A 26,050-nucleotide genomic window follows, 5' to 3' on the forward strand; every position below is an offset into this window, starting at 1 on the left:
GAGACCTTGCCGAGAGGCAAGGTGTATCTGCTCCAAACGCAAACCCACGCCTCTCGGTCGTGGGTTTTGTCGTTTTGGGAGAAGTGAAAAATGGGTGAATGGTGGATGTGGACCGGTTTCTTCAGCATAGTGCTGGTCCTGTTGTGGATTGACATCCGCTTTGTCGGCGGCGGCAAGGCGCACAAGGTGTCCCTCAAAGAGGCGGGGATCTGGTCTCTGGTCTGGGTCAGCGTGGCCCTGCTGTTCAACCTGACCATCTGGCTCTGGCTGGATCACAGTGCCGGGCGTGAGATCGCCAACGAGAAGGGGCTGGAGTTCCTCACCGGCTACCTCATCGAGAAGGCGCTGGCGGTGGACAACGTCTTCGTCTGGCTGATGCTGTTTGGCTACTTCGCCATTCCGGCCGAGCTGCAGCGCCGGGTGCTGCTCTACGGGGTACTGGGTGCCATCGTCATGCGCGCCGGCATGGTGTTCGCGGGCAGCTGGCTCATCGAGCAGTTCCACTGGATCCTCTACCTGTTTGGCGCCTTCCTGCTGCTGACCGGGGTCAAGATGCTGTGGGCCGCCGACAAGGAGCCGGACTTGGCCAACAACCCGTTGCTGGGCTGGATGCGTCGCCGCTTCAAGGTGACCGAGACCCTGGAGGGGGAGAACTTCTTCGTCTGGCGTGACGGTGTGCGCTATGCCACCCCGCTGCTGCTCATTCTGGTGCTGGTGGAGGTGAGCGATCTCATCTTCGCGGTGGACAGCATCCCGGCCATCTTCGCGGTGACCACGGATCCCTTCATAGTGCTGACCTCCAACATCTTCGCCATCATGGGCCTGCGCGCCATGTACTTCCTGCTGGCCGGCGTCGCCGAACGCTTCGCCCTGCTGAAATACGGTCTGGCGCTGATCCTGATGTTCATCGGGGTCAAGATGCTGCTGCTCGACATCTTCAAGATACCGACCGGCATCGCGCTTGGTGTAGTTGCGCTGATACTGCTGGCTTCCATGGGGCTCAGCCTCTGGGTAACCCGCAAGAAAGTGACCGACCAGAAGACGGTGTAAGTAACCACAAGAAGGGCTCCCTCGGGAGCCCTTTTTCATTTCAGATCTGTGCTTAGCGCTTGATCTTCTTGGGGTTGGTGTAACCCCAGATGGTGTACATGTCCGCCAGCAGGGCGCCGTTGTACTCCTCCAGATCCGCCTGCTTCACCTCGGCCTCACCCTGACGGCCGAACAGCACCACTTCATCACCGGGTTTCACCCCTTTGAGGTCGGTCACGTCCACCATGATGGTATTCATGGAGGTCTTGCCCACCACGGGCACCTTCTGGCCCTGGATCAGCACATAGGCCTTGTTGCTCAGCGCACGGCGGTATCCGTCGGAGTAACCGAGCGGCAGGTTGGCGAGCAGGGAGTCACGCTTGAGGGTGAAGGTGCGGTCATAGCCGACGGTGTTGCCCGCCGGGTAGTGGTTCACCGAGGCGACCTGGGTCTTGAACGCCATCACCTTCTTGTATTCGGTGTAGGAGGGGATGGTGTCACCGTAGATGATGCCGCCCGGGCGCACCATGTCAAAGTAGGCGTCCGGCACTTCCAGGGTGGCGAAGGAGTTGGCGGCGTGTATGGTGAGCTTGCTGCGATCCAGCTTGCCCGCGTCGATCAGCCACTGGTAGTCCAGCTTGAACTGGGCCAGCCCCAGCTTGACGTCCTCTTTTTCTTCCACCGGGAAGTGGGTCATGATGCCGACCGGGGTGATCCCCTTGAGCTTGACCATGGCCAGGGCATCTTCCTTGGCGTTTGCCTGGCGAAGATCGATGCCGTTGCGGCTCATGCCGGCGGAGTTCAGACCTATGTGCACCGGAATGGTGGTATGGTGGCGCTGGGCGATGTCGGCGATCCCCTTGGCGCTCTCCAGGCTGCCCACCAGCTCTTCCAGCTTGTAGGGCAGGGCCTGCTCCACTTCGGCCGGGGTGGCGGCACGGACCCGCATCAGGCGGCCCTCGAAGCCCTTCTCGCGGGCCACGCGGGCCTCTTCATTGCTGGCGATGCCGATGCAGGGAATGCCCGCCTTGACCACGGAGGGGACCAGCAGATCGATGCCGTGACCGTAGGCGTCGGCCTTCATGATGGCGCAGATCTGCGGGCCCTTGTCGCCGAGACGATCCTTGAGGGTCTGGATGTTGTGCTCGAAGGCGGTCAAATCCACCTCCAGCCAGGCGTTGGCGGCGGTCTGCTCCTGACCGTTGCGGGTGTCGCTGGCCAGGGGCAGATAGGGGGCGGCGACGGCCTGGCCGGCGAGCAACCCGAAGACCAGGGTTGCGAGCAGTGTTTTCTTGTGCATGGGATGGTTCCTTTTTTATTGTTTCGTTGAGGATGGGCCCCTGTCAGATGCGGGCCGCGGCATGGCTGGGTCAGCATGTTGCTATGCTAATGATATGTTTCACTTTTTACCCAGATACCGACGCTGCGAGTGTATCGCAATGGCGTCATTTGTGGCACTTGTTGCAGGAAGAAAATATGCGTCTTGAGCTGCGTATTCCGCCCTTGTTGCTCTTTGTCCTGCTCGCCCTTGCCATGTGGCTGGGACGGGGGGAGGAGAGGGGGAGTGGGGTTTTGCTGGTGCTGGGCACGGCGTTGCTGCTGGTAGGGGCCGTGCTGGGGGGCGGGGCGCTGCTGCACTTTCGCCGGGAGCGTACCAGCGTCCATCCAATCCGCTTGCAGCAGAGCCGGGTGCTGGTGACCCGGGGGGTCTATCGCATCAGCCGCAACCCCATGTACCTGGGGCTGCTCTGCTGGTTGCTGGCGTTGGCCTGCTATCTCGGGGGCCCCTGGGTCTGGCTCGGGCCGCTGTTGTTGCTGGGCTGGCTCACCCGCTTTCAGATCTTGCCGGAGGAGCGTGCCCTGCGTGCCCGCTTCGGCATCAGCTATGTGCAGTACTGCCGGCGGGTGAGGCGCTGGTGCTGACCGCCAAACGAAAAAAAGGCCCGCAGTTGCGGGCCTTTTGCTGGGTGTCCTTGACTCAAGCCTTGGCGAGTTCGCCCTCGGGCTGGGTCTCTCCCAGGCTGTCTTCGGTCTTGGCCACCACGCTGGCTGCGATGGCGTTGCCCAGCACGTTGGTGGCGGAGCGACCCATGTCGAGGAAGTGGTCTATGCCGAGCAGCAGCAGTATGCCGGCCTCCGGGATCTGGAACTGGTTCAGGGTGGCGGCGATCACCACCAGGGAGGCGCGCGGTACCCCGGCCATCCCCTTGGAGGTGACCATCAGCAGCAGCAGCATGGTGATCTGCTGTGCCATGCTGAGCTCTATGCCATAGGCCTGGGCGATGAACATCACCGCGAAGGTGCAGTACATCATGGAGCCGTCCAGGTTGAAGGAGTAGCCCATGGGCAGCACGAAGCTGGCGATGCGCTTGTCACAGCCGAACTTCTCCAGCCTGTCCAGGGTCTTGGGATAGGCGGCCTCGGAGCTGGCGGTGGAGAAGGCGAGCAGTATGGGCTCGCGGATCATGGCCAGCAGGGTCAGGATGCGGCGACGGATGAAGAGGCTGCCCATGGCGATGAGCAGCAGCCAGAGGCAGGCCAGGGCCAGGTAGAACTGGGCCATGAAGGTGCCATAGGTGGCGAGGATGCCGAGCCCTTCCTTGGCGACCATGGCGGCGATGGCGCCGAACACCGCGAAGGGGGCGAAGTTCATCACGTAGCCGGTCACCTTCAGCATGATCTCGGCGCTGCTTGCCATCAGCTTGACCACGGGTTTGGCGGCATCCCCCAGGGCGGCGGCGGCCAGCCCGAAGAAGAGGGAGAACACCACTATCTGCAGGATCTCGTTGGTGGCCATGGCCTCGATCACGCTTTTCGGAATGGCGTGGGTCACGAAGTCCTTGAGGGAGATGGCGGTGGCGGCCACCCCTGAGCTGGCGCCGTCATCGGGCAGGGAGAGGGAGAGGCCGACCCCTGGCTGCATCAGGTGCACCATCACCAGCCCCAGGGTCAATGACATCAGGGAGGCCAGCATGAACCAGCCCAGGGTCTTGGCGCCGATGCGTCCCACGGTGCGGGTGTCGCCCATCTTGGCGATGCCGACCACCAGGGTAGTGAACACCAGGGGGGCGATGATCATCTTGATGAGACGCAGGAAGATGTCGGTCAGTATGGTGATGTCACTGGCAAAGGTGGCGGCCTGGGCCGGGGCAAACAGGCGATAGCCTTGCCCGGTAAAAATGCCAAGCAACATCGCAATGAGGATGGCAACGGTCAATTTGTTCATTTTCATGGGGGGACAGTCTCGATATGTGCAGTGCCTGTGCAGGTGGGTTTGGTGCCACCTAAGTCCGTTTTTGTGATCCGGGCCATGGAATCCTGACAGCCGGTATGCTGGCAGCATGCCTAATCATGGAGGGGAAATCCAGCGACTTATATCAGAACTTTATGTTGCAATTAGTTGTATGTGATGTATATCTTGTAAATTAATTATATTAATCACTGTTTGTTTTCATCTTTGCCAGATAAATGGCTTCCAGGCTCTGGTCGTCCAATGGGGCTCTCCCGAGGGAGAAGATCAGCAGTGCCGAGGTGCGGTGCTCTACCTGCATCTCGTCCATGAAGGTGTCGGGTTCGTACTCATCGAAGCCGAACTGGGGGCGGCTCGGGGTCACCCTGACGGCATCCCGCGACAGGGTCAGCGACTGCACCTGCACCCAGGCATACCCCTGCGCCAGCGCCATCTCTCCCGCTCGCTTGAGCACGTACTTGCGGGCCGTCTCCCTGTCCACCAGATCGTTGCCCACAAACTCCAGCTGCCAGCGGGTCGCCCCGAGCTGGGTCTGGGAGAAGCCTGTCTGGCCGTTCCAGAAGGACTTTTCGCTGTCATAGGCGGTGGCGCAGCCGCCGAGCAGCAGCGAGCCGCACAGGGCGAGGACGAACAAGAGGGGGGTGCTTGGTGACATGGAACTGGCCCTTGGCTGAGAGGAGGTCACTACAGCACAACGGCGCCCATGAGACAATCGCCTGCCAGTGCGTTGCCGCGGAGAGACAAAAAGAAAAGGCCTTGTCGTTTGACAAGGCCTTTCTCGGGGAATTTGGTCGGTGTGAGAGGATTCGAACCTCCGACCCTCTACACCCCATGCAGATGCGCTACCTGGCTGCGCTACACACCGACGGAGTCAGCTCGGCTGACGGGGAGGGAGTTTATGGAGATGCCCCGACCCTGTCAACAAGGGAAATCCCGCGCCGAGATCGTTTGCCTGCTTTGCGAGCAACTTCGGATCAAAGTGCGACCAGTCGCGCATTTTGTCAGCACCTTGCCGCCGTCTTGCATGAGAAACGGCCGCCCTGGTGGGCGGCCGTTTGGCGTAACGCTTTCAAGCAGAGATCAGCGGTTGAAGGTGAGTCGCTTGCCCAATACCTGATCGGTGACCTGACCGTTCTGCCAGGCGATCTGGCCGTTGACCAAAGTCATCTCTATGGTGCTCTGGAAGCGGTAGCCGTTGAAGGGCGACCAGCCGCACAGGTAGAGCAGGTTGCTGTCGTTGACCACATAGGGCTTGCCGAGATCCAGCAGCACCAGGTCGGCGAAGTAGCCCTCGCGGATGTAGCCGCGATCCTGCACCTGGAAGCGCTCGGCCACCGCGTGGGAGGTCTTCTTGACGATAGTCTCCAGCGAGAAGACGCCGTTGTGGTAGAGCTCCAGCAGCGCCTGCAGGGAGTGCTGCACCAGGGGCACGCCGGACGGCGCCTTGAAGTAGCTGTTCTGCTTCTCTTCCCAGGTGTGGGGGGCGTGGTCGGTGGCGATGATGTCGAGCACGTCGTTGCGCACCGCATCCAGCAGGGCGTGCTGGTCGGCGGCGCTCTTCACCGCCGGGTTGCACTTGATCTGGCTGCCCAGGGTGTCGTAGTCCGCCTCGTTGAAGAACAGATGATGGACGCACACCTCGGCGGTGATGTTCTTGTCCTTGAGATCCTTCAGATCCGGGGTGGCGGTGAAGAGCGACAGCTCCTTGGCCGTGGTCAGGTGCAGCACGTGCAGCTTGGCACCGTACTGCTTCGCCAGCCCCACCGCCATGCTGGAGGATTTGTAGCAGGCGTCGGCGCTGCGGATGCGGCCGTGCTCGCGCATGGGCACATCCTCGCCCCACTTGGCGCGGGCCTCGTCTTCCAGCACCTTGATAGACGGCGTGTCTTCGCAGTGGGTCACTATCATCACCGGGCTCTCGCGGAAGATGGCCGCCAGTGTCTCCTGGTTGTCCACCAGCATGTTGCCGGTGGAGGCCCCCATGAAGATCTTGATGCCGCAGGACTGCTTGGGATCCAGCTTCTTGATCTCTTCCAGATTGTCGTTGGTGGCACCCAGGTAGAAGCTGTAGTTGGCGGCGGCGGAGTTGGCGGCTATCTGGTATTTGGCTTCGAGGGCGTCGATTGTGGTGGTCTGGGGATTGACGTTGGGCATTTCCATGAAACTGGTGGTGCCACCGGCGACGGCGGCCCGGGATTCACTGGCGATTGTCCCCTTGTGGGTCAGGCCAGGTTCCCGGAAATGGACCTGATCATCGATCATCCCGGGGATGAGGTGACGGCCTGCGGCATCGATCACCACGGCATCGGGGGCGCTGATGTCCGGGGCGATGCGGGCGATCCGCTCACCCTCGATCAAGACGTCGGAAGCATAGATGCGGCCTTCGTTGACCAGGGTGGCATTCTTGATAAGCAATTTGTTCATGGGGGGTTCCAGTTCCTTTGCCGATAATCCGGGGTCATAATATCGCAAACTGCACTTTCTCTGTAGCAAGGCCTGAGTGATGAAGTTATTTGTTAGAGATTTGACTGTGATCGATTCCAGCTATCTGTGCGAGCGTCGCGGCATGGTGGGGGAGAGTTGGCTGGTGGACATCGAGATGAGCGGCGAGCTCAACGAGATGAGCATGCTGCTGGACTTTGGTCGGGTGAAGAAGCTTATCAAGTCGATCATCGATGAAGAGGTGGATCACAAGCTGCTGGTGCCGACCGAGAGCGCCCTGGTGCACATCCACCCCCTGGACGACGACGAGTGCACAGTGGATCTGCTGCGCCCGGGTCGCTCCATCCACCTGCGCTGCCCGGCCCAGGCGTTTGCCTTCATTCCCGCCCCCCAGGTGGACAAGGAGTCGGTGACCCGCTATCTGCTGGCGGTGCTGGCCAAGCGCTTGCCTGGCAACATCAAGGATCTCTCCCTGACCCTGCGTCAGGAGCAGATCGAGGGCGCCTTCTACCACTACAGCCATGGCCTGAAGAAGCATGACGGCAACTGCCAGCGCATCGCCCACGGCCATCGCTCTCCGGTCGAGATAGAGGTGGACGGGGCGCGCAACGAGGAGCTGGAGCTGAACTGGGCCGAGCGCTGGGCCGACATCTATCTCGGCACCCTGGAGGACAAGGTGGCCCTCTCAGAGCTGGCGTTGAGCGAGCTGGCCAAGGCCGAGCTGGGAGAGCATCACCTGGGCTTCAAGTACACAGCGCCCCAGGGGCTGTTCCAGCTCGCCATGCCGGCCGCCGAGGTGGAGATGATAGACACCGACACCACCATAGAACTGCTGGCCCACTATATCGCCCGCGAAGTGAAGAAGCAGGTGGGGGACAAGTTCGTCAAGATTGTCGCCTATGAAGGGGTCGGCAAGGGCGCCATCGCCTACGCCTGATCTCCTTGCAAGCCGCAATTAAAACGAGGCCCCGCATCTGCGGGGCCTCGTCGTTTCAGGGCAATGGAAAAACAGACGGCCTCATCAGGCGCTGAGCCGGAAGCGCTGTACCAGCCCCTCCTGCTGCTCGGCCAGGCTGTCGAGCTGCTGGCTGGTCTCGGCGACCCGCGCTATGCCCTGATAGTTGAGATCCGAGATGTCCGAGATGCGGTTGAGGTTGGTGGCGATGTCGGCGCTGGTGGCCTGCTGCTGCTCGGCGGCGGAGGCTATCTGGCTCGACATGTCGCTGATGAGCACCACTATGCCCTGCACCTCCTCCATGGCGTTGTTCGCCTGGGAGCTCTGATCCACGCAGCTGTCCATCTCGCGGGAGCACTCCTGCATCACGTTGACCGCCCGGGCGACCCCCTGCTGCAGGTTCTCTATCATGGTCTGGATCTCGCTGGTGGACTGGGCGGTGCGGCCGGCCAGGTTGCGCACCTCGTCCGCCACCACCGCAAAGCCACGGCCCTGCTCGCCGGCCCGGGCCGCCTCGATGGCGGCGTTGAGGGCCAGCAGGTTGGTCTGCTCGGCGATGCCGCGGATGACGTCGAGGATATTGCCAATCTGGCCGCTCATGGCGCTCACATCGGCGATGACCGCACCGGTCTGCTGCAGCTTGCCCGCCAGCTGATGGGTGGTGGTGATGTTGCCTGCCATCACCTTGCGGCCCATCTCGGAGGCCTTCTCCACGTCCTGCACCCGCTCCAGGGTCTGGTTGGCGGCCTGGGCCACCTCCCGCACCGAGGCCTCCATCTGGGTCATGGCGGCGGCGACCGAGGCGGTCTCCTGACGCTGTTTCTCCAGATCCGCCCGCACCGATTCGGTGGTGTGGCGGTTGTCGTGGGCGGCGCTGTTGAGCTGGGTCGAGGCCTGGGAGAGCTGCCTGAGCACGTCTCCCATCTGCTGGATCAGCAGGTTGATCTGGCTGCCGAGCTGGCCGAACTCGTTCTGGCTCTTGAAGCCGACCCGCTGGGTCATGTCACCCTGGGTCACCTCGGTCAGTACCCGCAGCAGCTCTTTCAGGGGGCGGCGTATGGCCTTGCCGAGGGTAAAGGCCACCAGTATGGCGACGAAGATGGCGATGACTATGCTGATCCCCTGGGTCAGGGTGCTCTGGGTCTGCACCCGATCGGAGGCCTTGATGCTGGCGTTCATCAGCTGCTGGCTCTGGGCGGTGATCCCCTCCAGCTTGTTCTGGATGCTGACGATGAGCTGGCTCGCCTGCTTGCTCTGCTCGCGCATGGTCTGCTGCTGCTTCATCAGCGCCAGGTACTGGGCGAGCACCCCTTCAGTGGCGGTGGTGTCGCGCACGAAGCCATGGACGTAGTGGCCCATGTTGTTGTCGAACTCCTTGAGCTCCCCTTGCAGATCCTTGATGGTGCTGTTGAAGCCCTCGATCTGCATCTTGTTGCGCTTGAGCGCCGCTTCTATGGGGGCGGGGATGCTCTGGTTGAGGGCATCCATGGTGGAGAGCTCGATGGCGGAGAGCTTGGTGGTCAGGGTCTCGGAGAGCATCTTGATGAAGCTGTCGTCGACGGTGACCATCATGTCGCCGAGGTTCTTCTTGAACTGGGGCAGGCTGACCTGGAACTGGCCCTTGGCCTGGTTGACCTTGTGCAGCCGGGTGAGCAGGGCTTCGTGCTCGGTGGGCAGGGTCTGGGTCAGCTGCAGGTAGTCAGCCACCAGCTTGCCGAGGGCCGTCATCTCCCCCTGCAATTCGGGGTGCGTCGCCACCTGCTGCCTGAGGGTCGTCAGCATCTTGTCGACCTGATCCTTGGCCTGCTGCAGCTCGGCCACTTCCGCCGGCAGTTGCTTGGGATCCTGCTCGGTCAGCACGTCGGTGAGCCACTTGTTGGCGCTGAGCAGGCTTATCTGGGTCTGGCTGCTGGCGATCACCAGCGGCATGGACTCTTGTGTTACCTGGTCCAGGGCATCGTTGAGTTCGCTCTGGCCGCGAAAGGTCAGTACCGCGCTGGCGACCATGACGGCGACCAGGATGGCAAAGCCCAGATAGACTCTCTGTAAGATCGAGAGGTCTGACATTGTTTGTTTCATTATTGTCCCGCTGTCTATGCAAAAGTCCCTTGCCTGAGTACCCCGTCCCTTTGGTACCCTGCATGCCCCCACGGGGAATGCCGCTGGGGTACTCGGGACGTCATCCTCACTATCGGTATTCTTCACAATAACTGAAGTGATTGGGACAACGGCTGTGTCAAATGTCGGCTTGTGTCACACTTGGCGGGCTGTGGCGACATTTTTGGGAGTCGCTTGAGTTTTGCATTGAATTTTCTTTTTCATATAAAGGAGTTACCCATGGCGCAAGAAACCATTTTCAGCAAAATCATCCGCAAGGAGATCCCCGCCGACATCCTTTATCAAGACGATCTGGTGACCGCCTTCCGCGACATCCAGCCCAAGGCCAAGACCCACATACTGATAGTGCCCAATGTGCTGATCCCCACGGTCAACGACGTGGAAGCGGATCACGAGCTGGCCCTCGGCCGCATGTTCACCGTGGCCCGCAAGCTGGCGGCAGATGCCGGGATCGCCGAGGACGGCTACCGCCTCATCATGAACTGCAACCGCCATGGCGGACAGGAGGTCTACCACATCCACCTGCACCTGGTGGGTGGCCAGCCGCTGGGACCCCTGCTCAGCCTGTGATGCGTCCCGCCTCATTGACCGGCCTGCTGTTGGCCGGTCTGCTGCTGGGGGGCTGCGCCTCCCGCTGGCAAGATCTCTTCGTCTCCTATTCCGATCAGATGGTGCCCCTGCGCAACCAGCTGCTGCTGGGTCATGCCGCCGAGGCCCTGCCGAAGGTGCGGGAATCGACCCCGGGGGACGACACCTATGTGCTGGATCAGCTTGAGAAAGGGCGCATCGCCTGGCTGGCGGGTCAGGATGCGATCAGCAAGCAGGGCTTTGCCGCCGCCGACAGCCGGCTTGCCTGGGAAGAGAACCAGGCCCGGTACCGGCTGAGTCAGGGGCTGGCTCAGGCGGGCAGCCTGCTCACCAACGATCAGACCATGGCCTACCGGACGCCGGACTACGAGCGCACCATGCTGCACCACTATCTGGCGCTGAACTACCTGCAACGGGGGGATGCCGAAGGGGCCCTGGTGGAGGTGCGCCGCGCCAATCAGGTGCAGGAGCGGGCGCTCAAGGCGCGGGCCGACGAGGTGCGCAAGGCGAAGGAAAAGAGCGAAGAATCAGAAGCAGATGGGGAGATGCGCCAGCTGATGTCGCGCGGGGCACCCGAGCTCGATCGCCTGATAGGCCAGGTGAAAAACGGTTTCCAGAACGCCTACACCTTCTATTTCTCCGGCGTGCTCTATGAGGCGGCCGGGGATCTCAACGACGCCTGGGTGGACTATCAGCGGGGCTACCAGATAGCGCCGGACAACCAGAGCCTGCAGGATGCCCTGCTGCGCCTGGCCCGGCTTCGCGGCTCCGCGGACGAGCTCAAGGAGACCGAGAAGAAGGTGGGCCGCAAGGCGCCGCCACCGGCCAAGGATCAGGGCCAGCTGGTGGTGCTGTTTGAAGATGGCCTGATCCCGGCGCGGCGGGAGATCTTCCTGCCGCTGCCCATCTCCACCTCCAGCGGCGATTTTCGTACCTTTACCGTGGCGGTACCCTATTACGACAACAGGGCCAGCGACACAGGCCCGCTGATGGTGTCGGTGGGCAAACAGGCCGGGCGGACCAGCTCGCTGGTGCGACTCGAATCGCTGGCGGCCAAGGATCTGCAGGAGCGGCTGCCGGGCATGCTGACCCGTCAGGCCCTGCGGCTGGTGGCCAAGGAGCAGTTGCGCCGCAGCGCCGCCAAGGAGGGGGGCGATGTGGGCAATATCCTGGTGGGCATCTTCAATACCCTCTCTGAGCGGGCCGATACCCGCAGCTGGCTGACCCTGCCCGCCGAGGCATCGAGCTGGCAGGGAATGGTCCCGGCCGGGGAGGTGCAACTCCAGCTGGGGGCGGGCAGCGCCATGCGCACACTCCCCCTCACAGTGCATGCCGGGCGCACCACCCTAGTCTGGGTGCAGCGCCTCGGCGCGGGCCTGAGCACCCGGGTGATGCCCCTATGAGTGCCCCTTTGGGCAAGGATCACAGACTGACCGGTTCGGCCTCTCGGCCACCGGCAAGGAGAACAAGATGAAAGCACATGGCTTGGCCCTCGGGCTGGTACTGCTGCTGGCGGGGTGCGCCACCAATACCTCCGGCGTGGCGCTCTATGGCGCGGCCGGGGCGGCGGCGGTGGCGGAGCAGCACCAGAACGTCAACGTCACCCTGACCGAACTCAGCCGCCGCCAGCAAAACGGCCTGCTGCAGGTCAACGTGGCCGCCGCCAGCACCCAGCGCGGCGACAACAAGTTGCAATACCTGTTCTATTGGTATGATGAGGCCGGGCAGGAGGTGGCCAGCGATGGCCGCGGCTGGACCCCCATCAAGCTGCACGGCTACCAGACCCGCACCCTGTCCGCCCTGGCGCCGAGTCCGGCAGCCCGGGGCTACCGGATTTACGTACGCGAAGTGATTGAGGAATCGAACTGATGAGAATGAACCATGCCCTGCTGATCCTGACCTCGGCCCTGCTGCTCGGCGGCTGCTCCAGCACCACAGTCAGCTATGGCGATCCCACCGAGACAGAGACGGTGACGGTGGATTACGGCTCCTCCGACTTGCAGGCCATCGCCGACAAGATGGCGGACTCCATGCTGGCCTCACCGGTCACAGGCGAGATCACCGCAGGGGGCCGTCCCGTGATGTTCATGGACTCCATCCGCAACAAGACCTCGGAGCACATCGACACCGAGGCCATCACGGACACCATCCGCACCAAGCTGCTGCGCGCCGGCAAGTTCCGCTTCGTCGACATGAGCAAGGTGAGCGCGGTCAAGCAGCAGCTCGAGTACCAGCAGAGCAGCGGAATGGTGGATCCCGCCTCCATGGTGCGCCTGGGCAAGCAGACCGGCGCCCGCTACATGGTCTATGGCAACCTGGCCAGCATCGTCAAGGACAATGGCAAGGTGAAGGACGTCTACTACCAGATGACCATGAACCTGATGGATCTGGAGAATGGCGAGCTGCTGTGGGCCGATCAGAAAGAGATCCGCAAGCAGGCGAAGACCTCCACCTTTGGCTGGTGAGGCGACCCGGCAGAAGGGGGATCTGGCGGAGCTGAGCCTGCTGGCCAGCCTGCCGGCCCCCTGGCACCAGGGGCGCCTTGAGCCACTGGCGAGCGGCCTGACCAACGGCAACTACCGGCTGCGTCTGCCCTCGGGGCAGAGTGGCTTCCTGCGGCGCGGCCACCCGGATCCGGTGCGGCTCGGCATCGACCGCGCCACCGAGTGGCAGCTCTATCAGGGGGCAGTGGGGCAGGGGCTGGCCTTGCCCTGTCATCACGGCGATCCCGCCACCGGCCTGATGCTGCTGGACTGGTGCGACGAGCCGAACTGGGCCGTCTCCCCGCCGCCCCTGGCGACCCAACCTCCCTTGCTGGCCGAGGTGCTGAGACGACTGCACCGACTGGCGCTGCCCGCCGTGGTGATGGCGGTGCGGGCCCACAGCGCCGGCTATCGTGAACGCCTGGCCCAGGTGCCCCCCTGGTTGCCGGCGCTGGAGCGGGCCCTGCTCGCGAGCCACGAGCCGGACGACTGCTGGCTCCCTTGCCATCATGATCTCAATCCGGCTAACTTGTTGGGCCACAGGCCCTGGGTCATCGACTGGGAGTATGGCGCTGCCGGTCATCCCGGCTTCGAGCTGGCCAGCATACAGCGCACCCATGGCTGGAGCGAAGAGCTGCGGTGCCAGTTGGAGAGCTGCTATCTTGAAGGCAGGGGAGGCGCTCATAAGCTGCTCAATGGCAAGGGATTCCAGACCGATGCCTTCCTGCCCTGGGTCGATTACATCGGCCTGCTGTGGGCGCTGCTGATGGCGGAGCAACAACCCGGGCCCGACTATCAGGCCCTCATCGACACGAACCGCCAGCGCCTGGAGTGAGTCCGGGCAAGGGCCAGCGCGACGCTTATTTTCTACGACTTGGAGGCATGCATGGTGACCAGATTCTCATGGCGTCAACCCCGCAGCTGGAGCCTGCTGCTGCTCTGCCTGCTGCTGACCGGCTGCGCGACCCGGGTGATCTACTACTGGCTCGACTCGGCCATCGTCTGGCAACTGGACGACTACTTCTCCCTGGACCGCAGCCAGAAGACCCTGCTGGACAAGGAGGTGAAGGGGCTGATGGCCTGGCATCGCCAACACGAGCTGCCCATCTATGCCCGGGATCTCGATGCCCTGGCGAGGGCGGTGGCCAGCCCCATGACCCCGGCCCAGGTCACCCTGCACCTGGACCGCACCCAGGCCAGCCTGACCCGCACCCTGGAGAACGCCATTCCCCGCACCGTGCGTCTCGCCAGTACCCTGACCGATGCCCAGGTGGCGCGCTTCATGACCGATAGAGTGAAACGCCAGCAGGAGCGCAAGCATGATTTCGCCACCGAGCCCAAGGCGCAGATGCTCAAGGAGTTCAGGGAGAAGATGAGCGAGCGGCTGGTGTTCTGGATTGGCAAGGTGAAGCCGGCCCAGGAGCCGCTCATTGCCCAGTGGGCCGAGTGGCAATACGAGATGATGCCCCCCTGGCTCGAGTTCCAGGAGGCCTGGACCAAGGAGCTGGAGCGACTGATGAAGCAGCGCCAGGACCCGGACTTTGGCAAGGAGCTGACCCGGTTGCTGCAACAGGGGGACGGCCTGATGGATGGCCGCTTCACCGGGTACACAGACCAGTCACGCCAGCGCACCATACAGTGGCTGAGCGCCCTCAGCCAGTCGATGGATCTCTCCCAACGCGCCCACCTCTACACCCTGCTCAAGGACTATGCCGAGGACTTCGAAGCCATGACCCGCAGCCGCTGACGGCCGCGTTCAGCACCGCAAGGGCGGCAGGCGTCATGGCCTGCCGCCCTTGTCCTTGTGGGGGGGCTATGGTAGTTTGCCCTTTCTATTATTCGGGAATTAACTTTTTGAGCCTGCTGGACAAAGTGAAACTGGCGGCGATGACCCTGCTCATCGCGCTCACTCTGTTGCTCTCTACCGTTTCGGTGGAGGGGCTCAAGGTACCCGCTTCCCAGCATGCCGCCCAGCTGATGGGGGAGGCCGCGGATCCCGCCGACGGCGCCCAGATGAACCATGGCGCCAGCGACAGCGACGACGGTGTCGTCAAGTTCGTCGGCTCCCACCAGAGCCACCTGCTGCGCCTCGAGCACTCCCTGAGCCGGGATCATCAACCCGGCAGCGTGGTCTACGAGCTGGTCATGAGCTGGGCCCAGCAGGCCATACTGCTGCTGTTGTGCGGCCTGCTGCTCTACGCCGCCCTCTTCTACCCGAGGACGAGCTTTCGCGATCACTTCGCCAGCATCCACCTGCGCCGCCTGCAGCGCCGGCACCTGCAATACCGCTTCTCCCAGAGCTTCCTCGCCTGACCCCGATGGGGTCAGTCTGCCTGCTGTTGCCTCATCTTCTCTCTGTTGCTGTTCACTTTTAGTGAACGGCTAGGCTGTCTTGTTTCATTTTTTTGCACGGTGCGACCCGGCGTCGCCCTTGCCATCGCCTGACAGAGGCCGATTTCATGAGAAAAAAGAGTCATACCATACTGAACCGCATGAGCCCGTGGCAGTACGCCCTGCTGCTGCTGATGCTGGTCACCTTCACCTTCTATTCCCTGCCCACCTTCTTCGGTGAGCAGCCCTCCCTGGGCCTCCATGGCCAGACCCGCCTGAGCGGGGCGCAGCAGCGCCTGCTGCAGGAGCACCAGATAGCGCCCCAGAAGCAGATCGAGCAGAAGGAGCGGATCGAGCTGGTGTTTGCCACCCAGGCCGAGCAGCAGCGGGCCAAGCAGTTGCTGGAGCAGCAGGGGGTGGACAGTGCGGCCCTCACCCTGGAGTTTCACTCCAATGCCCCGACCTGGATAAGCCAGCTCGGCGCCGATCCCATCAAGCTCGGGCTGGACTTGCGCGGCGGCTCCCAGCTGCTGATCGGGGTCGATGTGGACTTTGTCATCGACAACCAGACCAAGAACCTGGTGGATACCCTGCGCACCCGCTTCCGTGAGGCCAACCTGCGCGGCGCCAGCGTGATGCGCACCGCCCAGGGGGCCCTGGCCGTCACCCTGCCGGACGTCGACGGGCAGGAGGGCTGGCTCACTATCATCAAGGAGAGCGCCGGCACCCGTCAGGATCAGTGGAAGCTCTCCCGCTCCGGCAATGAGCTCAAGCTGGTGCTGAGCGACGCAGAGCGCACCCTGCTGGTGAACAACGCCGTGACCCAGAACCTGTCGATCCTCAAGAAACGGATCAACGAGCTCGGCATAGTCGAGGCCTCGGTCCAGCGTCAGGGTCAGGACGGCATCCGCATCGAGCTGCCCGGGGTGCACAACCCCAAGCAGGCGAAAGAGGTGATAGGCGCCACCGCATCCCTGGCCTTCTACGAGGCCAAGGCCGACAGCCGCTTCTTCATGGCGGATCGCAACGGCCAGGCGGTCGGTCTGGCCCGCAAGCCGGTGCTGAGCGGCGAGCACATAGTCGATGCCCGCGCCAACATGGGGGAGATGGGTCAGCCCCAGGTCAACATAGTGCTCGACACCCTGGGTGGCAGCAAGATGAACCAGTTCAGCCGCCAGCACGTGGGCAAGCCCATGGCCACCGTCTTCACCGAGTACAAGACCAACGCCGAGGGCAAGTTGCGGGCCAGAAGCGAGGTGATCAACGTCGCCACCATACAGACCGCCCTTGGCAACCAGTTCCGCATCACAGGGATTGGCAGCCTGCCGGAGGCGCAAGAGCTCGCCATGCTGCTGCGGGCCGGCGCCCTCACCGCGCCGCTGAAGATCCTGGAGGAGCGCTCAATCGGCCCGACCCTGGGGCTGCAGAACATAGAGGCGGGCTTCACCGCCCTGGCGTTCGGCATGGCGGGGATGATGCTGTTCATGATGGCCTGGTATCGCAAGTTCGGCTGGGTCGCCATCACGGCGCTCATCGGCAACCTGCTGATGCAGGTGGGGATGCTGGCGGTGCTGCCCGGCGCCGTGCTGACCCTGCCCGGGATCGCCGGTCTGGTGCTGACGGTGGGCATGGCGGTGGACACCCATGTGCTCATCTTCGAGCGGATCAAGGACAGGCTGAGGGAGGGGGGCTCGTTGGCCAATGCCATCGATTTTGGCTATCGCTCGGCGTTTCGCACCATCTTCGATGCCAACATCACGACGCTCATCTGCGCCGTGGTGCTCTACGCCATCGGCTCAGGGCCGCTGCAGGGCTTCTCCATCACCCTGATCCTGGGGCTCATCTCCAGCATGGTGACCGGCATCTGGGGCACCCGCGCCATCATCAACCCCCTGTGGGGCAACAGCCGCGCCAAGCTGCTGAGGGTATGACCATGACTGACCCCCATTGCCTGCGTCATAGCACCGCGCGTCCGAGCGAGCTCGGCGCCACTTGCTTCCGGTTGGGAAGCCCAAGCCATCTGCTGTCGAGGGAAGAAGAATGCTGAGAATGATCATTGCCATGGGCCTGACCCGCTGGCGTTACATCGGGATGTGGGCCTCGGTGCTGCTGACGGTGGCGAGCATAGCCGTGCTCGCCATCAACGGGCTCTCCCTTGGGCTCGACTTCACCGGCGGCATACTGCTGGAGTTTCGCATCCAGACCCTGAAGGAGGCCCACGAACTCAACGCACTGCTGAGCGCCCCCCTGGCCGGAGCTGTGGAGCTGCACGGCGCCGGCGTGCCCGGCGAGTGGCTCATCAAGCTGCCTCCCCACGAGCTGCCCTGGGCGGCGGAAGATCTGGCGACCATGCTGGGGCAGCAACTCGCCCTGCCGGTGGAGCTGCTGCGTACCACCATAGTGGGCCCCCAGGTGGGCGCCGAGCTGTTCCAGCAGGGGATGCTGGCGGTGCTGGTGGCGTCGCTGGCCATCTCCGCCTATCTCGCGGTGCGCTTCGAGTGGCGCCAGGCCATCGGCATCCTGGTCTCTGTGCTGCACGACGGTTTGGTGGCCCTGGGGCTGCTGGCGCTGTTCAATATCGAGTTCGACCTCAACGTCATCGCCGGCCTGATGGCGGTGATCGGCTACTCGCTCAACGACAGCATCGTCATCTCGGACCGGCTGCGGGACCTGCTCGGCTCGCGCACCCAGATGGGGATCCATGAGTGTTCCGATGTGGCCATCAAGGCCACCTTCAGTCGCACCATGATCACCTCGGGCACCACATTGTTCACCGTGGGGGCCCTGCTGCTGTTCGGGGGGGACGCCCTGTTCGGCTTCTCCTTCACCCTGTTCGCCGGCATCCTGGTGGGCACCATCTCCTCCATCACTGTGGCTTCCACCGTGCAGGAGCTGCTGGGGCTCTCCCCCCAGGCCTACCAGAAGAAAGAGGAGGAGCTGGCCGAGGCGGCCTGAGCCCCTTGTCACCCTTTGCATGCAAAACGGGCCCCACTGGGCCCGTTTTTTTATGCGCCTTTGGCGGAGCTGCTCAGAAGCCGGAGCCCGGTTGCTGCAAAAATTCGGCCTCCTCCGGGGTGCTGGTGCGCCCCAGGATGGCGTTGCGGTGGGGGAAGCGGCCAAAGCGCTGGATGATCACCTGATGGCGGCGGGCGAAGTCGGCGAATCCCTCGAAGGTCTCCCGGGCAGGGCCGTCCGCCTGCTCGGCCGCCAGTGCTTCGAACAGGGCCACGCTTCTGGCCTGCTGCTCCCGGGACTCCGCATGTTCCAGCGGCAGGTAGAAGAAGACCCGCGCCAGCGGGGAGAGGGCCTTGTCCGCGCCAAGGGACAGGCCCCTGAGGCAGAGATCCCGGGCCCTGGCATCCTGGGCAAAGGCCGCGGGTGAGGCGCGATGGATGTTGCGCGGCAACTGGTCCAGCAGCAGGATCAGCGCCAGCCTGCCCACCGGCACCTCGGCCCAGTGGGCGAGCTCCCCCTCTGCGGCGGCCTGTGCCAGCTCGCCAAAGCGGTGCGCCAGCAGCGCGTCCGTCTCGCTGCTCTTGCCCCACCAGAGGGGGGCTTGCCGGGCGGCGCGGGGGGCGTCGCCTGAGTCGTCGCCAAACCAGAAATCGAGCAGAGGTTGCCAGGGTTGCATGGGAACTCCTTGGGCCTGGGGCCTTGAGGTGAAACAAGGCCGATTGACCCTGTCATGGGGGGCTGCCGAAAGGGCGGCTTCTCGTTACACTGTGCCATCTTTTGCCTGAAACAAGGAACCCCCTCCGATGGCCGGAACCAGTTTGTTGGCCCTGCCGGGCGATATTGCCAGCGTGCCGGGTGACCTGGCCCTGATGACCAAGGCGGTGACCAGGAAGAGCGCCGTGCTGCCTGGGGCGATGTTTCCCACTGATATAAGGAATGTTTGATATGGCCGGAACCAGTTTGTTGGCTCTGCTCGACGATATTGCCAGCGTGCTCGATGACGTGGCCCTGATGACCAAGATGGCGGCCAAGAAGACCGCCGGTGTGCTGGGGGACGATCTCGCCCTCAATGCGGAGCAGGTCTCCGGGGTGCGGGCCGAGCGGGAGCTGCCTGTGGTGTGGAAGGTGGCCAAGGGCTCGTTTCGCAACAAGCTGATCCTGGTGCCCGCCGCCATCGCCATCAGCGCCCTGATCCCCTGGCTCATCACCCCCTTGCTGATGCTGGGGGGCGCCTACCTCTGCTTCGAGGGGGCCGAGAAGCTGGCCCACAAGTTCCTGCCCCACGACAGCGGCGAGACGGCCTCGTCAGCGCAGGCGATCCCGGACGATCTGGAAGCCTTCGAGCAGCAGAAGATAAAGGGGGCCATTCGCACCGACTTCATCCTCTCCGCCGAAATCATCGTCATCGCCCTCGGCACAGTGCAGGGCTCGAGCCTGGGCCTGCAGATCGCCGTGGTGGCGGGCATAGCCCTGCTGATGACGGTGGGGGTCTACGGCCTGGTGGGGCTGATCGTCAAGCTCGACGACATAGGCCTGCACCTGCTGCAAAAACCCGATGCCAGCGTCCTGCGCCGGGCAGTGGGGCGGGGGCTCCTGGTAACGGCGCCCCGGCTGATGCACCTGCTGGCCCTGGTCGGCACCATCGCCATGTTCATGGTGGGGGGCGGCATTTTGGTCCACGGCTGGCCCTTTGCCCATCACCTCATTGAGGGGGTGGCCGCCAGTCTGGCGCCCCTGGCCGGGGGGGCCGTGCTGGCCGCGGTGACGCCGACCCTGCTGAGCGCCCTGGTGGGGGTGGTGGCCGGCCTGGTGCTGGTGCTGGCCATGACCCTGGTGGGCAAGTTGACCCCCGCGAAATAATAGCGGCCGCTCAGGAATCGTCCCCTGCCGACAGGGGGCGTCGCAGGCCGGATCTGCTGTTTGTTGACCAGAATGGGGGCTAGGCAAGGGCTGGCCCCCTTCGTACTATTTGGCGGCCACTGCCCACAGAGGCGGGGCGCCCACATGGACGCAAACAGACAAGGACAGTTATGACCAACACCCTTTGGCAGGATGATCACATCTATGCCGCCCCCGATTGCCCAGCCATCGACGCCGACTTCCAGCGCGCCGCAGAGGCCCTGACCGAGATCGCCAACCTGCTGGCAAGCCTGCCAGAGACCCGGGACATCAATGCCTTGCGCCACCTGCTTAGGGCCATTCGCCGCCAGGCCAATGCCGTGAAAGCCCAAGCTTGGAACAGCCAGACCTTCGCCTACAACAGGCTTAGCCGCAACGGCCGCGACGAGGCCGCCCGGGTGCTGCTATCCCGTGGCCAGCAGTTGCAGGCGAGGCTGGCCCAGCTCGTCAAGCCGGTGGCCCTGTTCTGGCTGAATGCCCCCGAGGATCAGGTGCGGGCCCTGCTGCAGGATCCCGAGCTGTTCGAGCTGGCCTACCTCATTCGCCACGATCGCCGGTTGCAGGATCAGGCCCTCTCCCTCGAGAGCGAGCAGTTGATCGAGGGATTGGCGGTGGACGGCCTGCAAGCCTGGGGGGATCTCTACGACAGCCTGGTGGCCAGGCTCAGGCCAGTGGTTGCGGGGGAGCCCATGGGGCTGGCCCAGGCGGACAACTTGCTCGCCCACCCGGACAGGGCGCGGCGCGCCAGCGCCTGGCACGGCATTCAGGCCGCCTGGGCCGGGGAGCAGGAGACGGTGGCCGCCATCCTCAACGCCATCAACGGCTGGCGCAACGAGCTGGCGGCCCAGCGCGGCAAGGGGCGGCGGCTCGATGCTCTGGATCTCTCCTGTCATCAGGGGCACCTGGAGCGCGCCACCCTGGAGACCCTGATGACGCAGGCCGAGGCCCACAAGGCGCTCGGCAGGCGGGCCCTGCGAGCCATGGCCTGTGCCCAGGGGATAACGGATTTCGCCCCCTGGGATCTCTATGCCCCGGCGCCTTATGGGGCGCAGGCCAGCGTTGGTTTCGGACAGGCGCTGACGCTGGTGGCCGATGCCTTCGCCGCCTTCGATCCCGAGATGGGGGACTTCGCCCGCATGATGGCGGATCGGGGCTGGATAGATGCCGCGCCGAGCGACAACAGGCGCAGCGGCGCCTATTGCACCGAGTATGCCGACCCCGCCGAGCCCCGGGTCTTCCTCACCTTCGAGGGCACCATGGACAACGTCATCACCCTGGCCCACGAGCTCGGCCACGCCTGGCACAGCTGGCTGTTGCGGGACGCGCCACTGGCGCAGCGCGACTACCCCAAGACGCTGGCCGAGACCGCCTCCCTGTTTGCCGAGACCCTGGTGCGGGAGGCCCTGCTCGCCCGTGCGCAGACCCGCGAACAGCGCCTGGCCATCGCCTGGATGGACGGGGAGCGGGTCGCGAGCCTGCTGCTCGACGTTCCCTCCCGCTTCCACTTCGAGCGGGCGCTGGTGGCAGGCCGGGCCGAAGGGTATCTGGGGGCGGGCCAGCTGAGGGCCATGATGAAATCCGCGAAGCAGCAGTGGTATGGTGACAGCCTCAGCGAATATGACGAGCTGTTCTGGGCCAGCAAGGGCCACTTCTCCATCGCCGATCTCGGGTTCTATAACTACCCCTATCTGTTTGGCTACCTGTTCAGCCTGGGACTCTATGCCCAGAAGGAGCGGGTCGGTGCCGACTTCGTGCCGGCCTATCGGGCGCTGCTCGCCGACACCGGCCGCATGAGCGCCGAGAGCCTGGTGGAGAAGCACCTGGGGGTCGACATTCGCGAGCCCGCCTTCTGGCAAGAGAGCCTGCACTATGTCGAGGACGCTGTGGTGCGCCTCGAGCGGCTGGTGTAGTCACCCGTGTTTGATCCGGCTGGTGTTGCCGCCAGCCTTGGTATTCCTGTTCGTGGCCCTGGGGCCACCCCTGTTTCACGACGGGCCGGACCCGTCTCTGACAATGAGCGTTCGATGCAACAACGAGTCTACCCACAGCAGTGGCAAAATCAGCACATCTACCCCTCCCTCGACAGCAGCGTACTGGAAGCGGACATGAGCCTGGCCCGCGCCAGCCTCGCCGAGCTGGCGGTCTTTATCGACGGCCTGGGCCCGCTGCCTGATCAGGGCGCCACCCTGCAGGATGGCTTGCGGGATGGCTTACGGGAGGTGCGGCTGCGGGCCCGGCGTATCCGCGAGATCGGTTGGAACATCGCCGTGCTGGCGGCCTGCACGGGGAGCCAGGATGCCCGGGATCCCCTGGCCAAGCAGCTGGCCTCCCGGGCCCGGGCCCTCAATGCGGACCTGTTCAAGACGCTGGCGCCCATCGAAGATCTGATGCTGGGGCTGCCCGAGGCCGAGTTCGGGCCGCTGATGCAGGATCCCCTCCTCGGGGAGGAGGAGTACCGACTGCGCCACGAGCGCCGCTTGCAGGATCAACGGCTGCCGGTGGAGGCGGAGCAGCTGGTCATCGGCCTTGGCACCGACGGCCTGCACGCCTGGGGCAACCTCTACAACGATCTGGTGGGCAAGATCCGGGTGCAGGTAGCCGGCCAGGAGCGGGGGCTGGCAGAGGCGAGTAATCTGCTCTCCAGCCCGGATCGGGCGCAGCGCAAAGAGGCCTTCGACGCCATCAGCGCCGGCTGGGAGGGGGAGCAGGAGACGGTGGCCGCCATCCTCAACGCCCTCAACGGCTGGCGCCTGGAACTGGCTCGCCAGCGCGGCAGGGTGCGGACCCTGGATGCCCTGGATCTCTCCTGCCACCAGAGCCACATCGAGCGGGCGACCCTGGATACGCTCATGGCCGAGACGTATAACGCCCGGGGTCTGGGCCAGCGGGCCCTGGGGCTGATGGCCCGGCGGCTCGGCATCGAGGAGCTGGGGCCTGAGGATCTGTTCGCGCCGCCCCCGGCGAGCAGCCACCGCAGCATACCGTTCGAGGAGGCGATCGAGATCATCGCCCTGGCCTTTGCCGGTTTCGATCCCGAGATGGGGGCGTTCGCCCGCATGATGGCCGAGCGCGGCTGGATTGATGCGGCCCCCACCCCGAACCGGCGCACCGGGGCCTACTGCACCAAGTTTGCCGATCCGGTGGAGCCGCGGGTCTTTATCACCTATGCCGGCACCATGGACAACGTCATCACCCTCGCCCACGAGCTGGGGCACGCCTGGCACAACTGGCTGATCCGGGACTTGCCCATGAGCCAGCGCAGCTACCCCATGACGCTGGCCGAGACCGCCTCCATCTTCGCCGAGACGCTGGTGCGCAGCGCCCTGTTCGAGCAGGCCCGAAGCGCCGAGGAGCGCCAGGCCATCGCCTGGGCAGAAGCCGACGGCGCCGCCACCTTCCTGGTCAACATCCCGGCCCGCTTTGACTTCGAGCAGGCCCTGGTAGCCGAGCGCGAGCAGGGCTATGTGTCATCTGCCCGGCTCAAGGCGCTCACCGACGAGGCCTGGGGGCGCTGGTATGAAGAGAGCCTTGGCCGCTATCACCCCATGTTCTGGGCCGCCAAGGCGCACTTCTCCATCGCGGGGTTCGGTTTCTACAACTACCCCTACCTCTTTGGCTACCTGTTCAGCCTCGGGGTCTATCAGCAGCTGATGAGCCGCAAGGGGGCAGGGGAGGCGAACGTGGCCGAGGCCTATCGCGCCCTGCTGCGAGACACTGGCCGCATGAGCGCCGAGGATCTGGTGGCGAAACACCTGGGGCAGGATATCCGCGAGGCGGCCTTCTGGCAGGGGAGCCTGGCCCTGGTGGCGGCGGCGGTGGATCGCTTCGAGCAGACCCAGAGCTGAGGCCGGGCGCCGCGTCAGGGGCCTGGCGCCCCTTTTCCCCTGCCGAATGCGCCCAAAGGGGGTGGGAAAAGGATTTTCCAGCGGCGGGGGGCGTGATCCAAAGCAAGAAAGTGCGATGTTTTGGTGGCGCCTCGGCCGTTCGCTGGGGTAGTTTCGATAGAACCGACACAGTTCTTGAGGTCTTATCCATGATCATCTATCTGCATGGCTTTGATGCCACCAGCCCCGGCAATCATGAGAAAGTGCTGCAGTTGCAGTTTATCGATGATGATGTGCGCTTCGTGCACTACAGCACGGTTCACCCCCGCCACGACATGAGCCACCTGCTCAAGGAGGTGAAGAAGCAGCTCGACATGAGCACAGACCCCAAGCCCCTCATCTGCGGAGTCGGGCTCGGCGGCTACTGGAGCGAGCGGATCGGTTTTCTGTGCGGCATCAAACAGGTGGTCTTCAACCCCAACCTGCACCCGGAAGAGAACATGCAGGGCAAGATCGACAGGCCGGAAGAGTACGAGGACATCGGCACCAAGTGTGTAACCGAATTTCGTAATAAAAATTCAGGAAACTGCCTGTGCATCCTTTCCGTTCAGGATGAAATCCGCGATAATCGGGACACTGAACGTGAATTGAAGAACTATTACGACATCGTATGGGATGAGCGCGAGACCCATAAGTTCAAGAACATCTCGCACCATCTGCAACGGATGAAGGCCTTCAAAGAAGCCTGAGCCATCACGTCAACCGATTTCGTTTTAGGGAGCCAATGGCTCCCTTTCGTTTTGAGGAACCAAGGAAAATCATCATGATGAATATTGTCGTTGTAGGCGGTGGCGCCGGCGGTCTCGAGCTCGCGACCAGCCTGGGCCGCAAGCTGGGCAAGAAGAACAAGGCCAGGATCACCCTGGTGGATCGCAACCGCACCCACCTGTGGAAGCCCCTGCTGCACGAAGTGGCCACCGGCTCCATGGACGCGGGCATCGACGCCCTGAGCTACCAGTCCCACGCCAAGAACCATGGCTTCGAATTCCAGCTCGGCAGCCTGACCGACATCAAGCGCGACGAGAAACGCATAGTGCTGGCGCCTATCCACGACGAGAGCGGCGCCCTGGTGGTCAACGAGCGGGAACTGGCTTACGACGTGCTGGTGATGGCCATAGGTTCTGTGTCCAACGACTTCAACACCAAGGGCATCAAGGATCACTGCATCTTCCTGGACAGCCCCTCCCAGGCGCACCGCTTCTACAACAGCATGATGAACCGCTTCCTGCAGTTCGCCACCGAATACAAGCCCGGTGACAAGGTGAAGATCGCCATCGTGGGTGGCGGCGCCACCGGCGTCGAGCTTTCCGCCGAGCTCTACAACGCGGTGGAGCAGCTCTATGCCTACGGCTTCAAGAACCTCACCACCGACAGCCTCAAGGTGACGCTGGTGGAGGCGGGCCCCCGCATACTGCCGGCGCTGCCTGAGCGCATCAGCGGCTCCGCCCACCAGGAACTGGTGAAGCTCGGCGTGGACGTGCGCACCGCCACCATGATCACCGAAGCCACTGCCGATGGGCTGCACACCAAGGATGGTGAGCTGATTGAAGCAGACCTCATGGTGTGGGCTGCTGGCATCAAGGCACCGGACTTCATGAAGGAGATCGCCGGCCTCGAGACCAACCGCATCAACCAGCTGGTGGTCAAAGAGACCCTGCAGACCACCCGTGACGAGAACATCTTCGTCATCGGCGACTGCGCCGCCTGCCCGCAGCCGGACGGCAAGTTCGTGCCGCCCCGCGCCCAGTCCGCCCACCAGATGGCGACCCAGGCGTTCAAGAACATCCTGGCCAAGATGAACGGCGGCGAGATGAAGCCCTACCTCTACCACGACCACGGCTCCCTGGTGTCCCTCAGCCGCTTCTCCACAGTGGGCAGCCTGATGGGCAACCTGATGCGCGGCTCCATGATGGTGGAAGGTTACATCGCCCGCATCGTCTACATCTCCCTGTACCGGATGCACCAGGTCGCCCTGCACGGCTACATCAAGACCGGCCTCATCATGCTGGTGGGCCGCATCAACCGGGTGCTGCGCCCGAGCATGAAGCTGCACTAAGCCTGTGCCTTGAGTGGCAAGCACAAGACAAACGACAAGGAGAGGCCAGGCCTCTCCTTT

24 protein-coding genes and 1 tRNA gene are annotated in these 26,050 nt (G+C 63.7%); 18 read left to right on the forward strand and 7 right to left on the reverse strand.

Translation table 11 applies throughout. The features are described 5' to 3' along the window. Nucleotides 1–90 precede the first annotated feature (90 nt). Nucleotides 91–1,050, forward strand: a complete 960-nt coding sequence (locus AB5Y91_RS06965; protein ID WP_368169390.1) for a TerC family protein — start codon at nucleotides 91–93, stop codon at nucleotides 1,048–1,050. 52 nt (nucleotides 1,051–1,102) lie between these two features. Here AB5Y91_RS06965 and alr read toward each other — a convergent pair whose 3' ends face one another. After that, nucleotides 1,103–2,329, reverse strand: coding sequence for an alanine racemase (gene alr / locus AB5Y91_RS06970; protein WP_368169391.1), 1,227 nt, complete (start codon nucleotides 2,327–2,329; stop codon nucleotides 1,103–1,105). A 176-nt stretch (nucleotides 2,330–2,505) separates the two neighbouring features. Here alr and AB5Y91_RS06975 point away from each other — a divergent pair, with 176 nt between their 5' ends. After that, nucleotides 2,506–2,952: an isoprenylcysteine carboxylmethyltransferase family protein gene (locus tag AB5Y91_RS06975; protein ID WP_168234806.1), complete on the forward strand. Its 447-nt coding sequence runs from the start codon at nucleotides 2,506–2,508 to the stop codon at nucleotides 2,950–2,952. Between the two features lie 55 nt (nucleotides 2,953–3,007). Here AB5Y91_RS06975 and AB5Y91_RS06980 read toward each other — a convergent pair whose 3' ends face one another. From AB5Y91_RS06980 to AB5Y91_RS06995, 4 genes are all read right to left on the reverse strand, one after another. Continuing rightward, a complete protein-coding gene (locus tag AB5Y91_RS06980; protein ID WP_162520068.1) occupies nucleotides 3,008–4,261 on the reverse strand; it encodes a dicarboxylate/amino acid:cation symporter in 1,254 nt (417 codons plus the stop codon). 202 nt (nucleotides 4,262–4,463) lie between these two features. Beyond that, on the reverse strand, nucleotides 4,464–4,934 hold the full coding sequence (locus AB5Y91_RS06985) for a hypothetical protein (protein WP_368169392.1): 471 nt from the start codon (nucleotides 4,932–4,934) through the stop codon (nucleotides 4,464–4,466). A gap of 133 nt (nucleotides 4,935–5,067) precedes the next feature. Beyond that, a tRNA-Pro gene (locus AB5Y91_RS06990) sits at nucleotides 5,068–5,144 on the reverse strand. A gap of 215 nt (nucleotides 5,145–5,359) precedes the next feature. Next, complete coding sequence (locus tag AB5Y91_RS06995) at nucleotides 5,360–6,703, reverse strand: dihydroorotase (protein WP_106887180.1); 1,344 nt, start codon at nucleotides 6,701–6,703, stop codon at nucleotides 5,360–5,362. Nucleotides 6,704–6,782: 79 nt separating this feature from the next. Here AB5Y91_RS06995 and AB5Y91_RS07000 point away from each other — a divergent pair, with 79 nt between their 5' ends. Beyond that, complete coding sequence (locus tag AB5Y91_RS07000) at nucleotides 6,783–7,658, forward strand: 6-pyruvoyl tetrahydropterin synthase family protein (protein ID WP_368169393.1); 876 nt, start codon at nucleotides 6,783–6,785, stop codon at nucleotides 7,656–7,658. Between the two features lie 84 nt (nucleotides 7,659–7,742). Here the strand turns inward: AB5Y91_RS07000 and AB5Y91_RS07005 are convergent, their stop codons facing one another. After that, nucleotides 7,743–9,755, reverse strand: a complete 2,013-nt coding sequence (locus tag AB5Y91_RS07005; RefSeq protein WP_368169394.1) for a methyl-accepting chemotaxis protein — start codon at nucleotides 9,753–9,755, stop codon at nucleotides 7,743–7,745. Nucleotides 9,756–10,013: 258 nt separating this feature from the next. On the opposite strand from AB5Y91_RS07005, the gene hinT reads away from it, so the two are divergent. The 9 genes from hinT to secF all read left to right on the forward strand — a co-directional run bounded on the left by hinT (nucleotide 10,014) and on the right by secF (nucleotide 18,151). Continuing rightward, nucleotides 10,014–10,364 carry a purine nucleoside phosphoramidase gene (gene hinT, locus AB5Y91_RS07010; protein WP_025326574.1) on the forward strand — a complete coding sequence of 117 codons (351 nt, stop codon included), beginning with the start codon at nucleotides 10,014–10,016 and terminating at the stop codon, nucleotides 10,362–10,364. Continuing rightward, nucleotides 10,364–11,785: a COG3014 family protein gene (locus AB5Y91_RS07015; RefSeq protein ID WP_289975265.1), complete on the forward strand. Its 1,422-nt coding sequence runs from the start codon at nucleotides 10,364–10,366 to the stop codon at nucleotides 11,783–11,785. The genes hinT and AB5Y91_RS07015 overlap by 1 nt, the downstream gene beginning before the upstream one ends. 67 nt (nucleotides 11,786–11,852) lie before the next feature. Beyond that, complete coding sequence (locus tag AB5Y91_RS07020) at nucleotides 11,853–12,251, forward strand: YcfL family protein (protein ID WP_139744339.1); 399 nt, start codon at nucleotides 11,853–11,855, stop codon at nucleotides 12,249–12,251. Beyond that, the gene (gene lpoB / locus AB5Y91_RS07025; RefSeq protein ID WP_139744338.1) at nucleotides 12,251–12,847 is read left to right on the forward strand and encodes a penicillin-binding protein activator LpoB; all 597 of its coding nucleotides are present in this window, start codon (nucleotides 12,251–12,253) and stop codon (nucleotides 12,845–12,847) included. Before AB5Y91_RS07020 ends, lpoB begins: the two co-directional genes overlap by 1 nt. Next, nucleotides 12,837–13,700, forward strand: a complete 864-nt coding sequence (locus tag AB5Y91_RS07030) for a phosphotransferase (protein ID WP_205599402.1) — start codon at nucleotides 12,837–12,839, stop codon at nucleotides 13,698–13,700. The genes lpoB and AB5Y91_RS07030 overlap by 11 nt, the downstream gene beginning before the upstream one ends. A gap of 51 nt (nucleotides 13,701–13,751) precedes the next feature. Next, nucleotides 13,752–14,612 (forward strand): DUF6279 family lipoprotein, encoded by an 861-nt coding sequence (locus AB5Y91_RS07035; protein ID WP_106887116.1) that lies wholly within the window; start codon nucleotides 13,752–13,754, stop codon nucleotides 14,610–14,612. A 68-nt stretch (nucleotides 14,613–14,680) separates the two neighbouring features. Next, nucleotides 14,681–15,178, forward strand: coding sequence for a hypothetical protein (locus AB5Y91_RS07040; RefSeq protein WP_368169395.1), 498 nt, complete (start codon nucleotides 14,681–14,683; stop codon nucleotides 15,176–15,178). A 146-nt stretch (nucleotides 15,179–15,324) separates the two neighbouring features. Then, nucleotides 15,325–17,127 carry a protein translocase subunit SecD gene (secD, locus tag AB5Y91_RS07045; protein ID WP_168234815.1) on the forward strand — a complete coding sequence of 601 codons (1,803 nt, stop codon included), beginning with the start codon at nucleotides 15,325–15,327 and terminating at the stop codon, nucleotides 17,125–17,127. Between the two features lie 109 nt (nucleotides 17,128–17,236). Further along, the gene (secF, locus tag AB5Y91_RS07050; protein ID WP_290028601.1) at nucleotides 17,237–18,151 is read left to right on the forward strand and encodes a protein translocase subunit SecF; all 915 of its coding nucleotides are present in this window, start codon (nucleotides 17,237–17,239) and stop codon (nucleotides 18,149–18,151) included. Nucleotides 18,152–18,224: 73 nt separating this feature from the next. Here the strand turns inward: secF and AB5Y91_RS07055 are convergent, their stop codons facing one another. Next, complete coding sequence (locus AB5Y91_RS07055; protein ID WP_368169396.1) at nucleotides 18,225–18,827, reverse strand: DUF924 family protein; 603 nt, start codon at nucleotides 18,825–18,827, stop codon at nucleotides 18,225–18,227. A 127-nt stretch (nucleotides 18,828–18,954) separates the two neighbouring features. Between AB5Y91_RS07055 and AB5Y91_RS07060 the strand changes: the two genes are divergently transcribed. The 6 genes from AB5Y91_RS07060 (at nucleotide 18,955) to AB5Y91_RS07085 (ending at nucleotide 25,990) form a co-directional block, all read left to right on the forward strand. Beyond that, entirely contained in the window at nucleotides 18,955–19,095 is a 141-nt protein-coding gene (locus AB5Y91_RS07060) for a hypothetical protein (protein WP_368169397.1), read from the forward strand. Between the two features lies 1 nt (nucleotide 19,096). After that, entirely contained in the window at nucleotides 19,097–20,011 is a 915-nt protein-coding gene (locus AB5Y91_RS07065; protein WP_234567640.1) for a DUF808 domain-containing protein, read from the forward strand. 170 nt (nucleotides 20,012–20,181) lie between these two features. Beyond that, nucleotides 20,182–21,960, forward strand: coding sequence for a M3 family oligoendopeptidase (locus tag AB5Y91_RS07070; protein WP_106887110.1), 1,779 nt, complete (start codon nucleotides 20,182–20,184; stop codon nucleotides 21,958–21,960). Nucleotides 21,961–22,074: 114 nt separating this feature from the next. After that, entirely contained in the window at nucleotides 22,075–23,895 is a 1,821-nt protein-coding gene (locus tag AB5Y91_RS07075; RefSeq protein WP_368169398.1) for a M3 family oligoendopeptidase, read from the forward strand. Nucleotides 23,896–24,083: 188 nt separating this feature from the next. Continuing rightward, complete coding sequence (gene ycfP / locus AB5Y91_RS07080) at nucleotides 24,084–24,623, forward strand: alpha/beta hydrolase YcfP (RefSeq protein ID WP_005331594.1); 540 nt, start codon at nucleotides 24,084–24,086, stop codon at nucleotides 24,621–24,623. 74 nt (nucleotides 24,624–24,697) lie between these two features. After that, nucleotides 24,698–25,990, forward strand: a complete 1,293-nt coding sequence (locus AB5Y91_RS07085) for an NAD(P)/FAD-dependent oxidoreductase (protein WP_025326588.1) — start codon at nucleotides 24,698–24,700, stop codon at nucleotides 25,988–25,990. Nucleotides 25,991–26,050 lie beyond the last annotated feature (60 nt).

The organism is Aeromonas sp. R4-3 (assembly GCF_040908275.1).
In the GTDB taxonomy this organism is placed as follows: domain Bacteria; phylum Pseudomonadota; class Gammaproteobacteria; order Enterobacterales; family Aeromonadaceae; genus Aeromonas; species Aeromonas rivipollensis.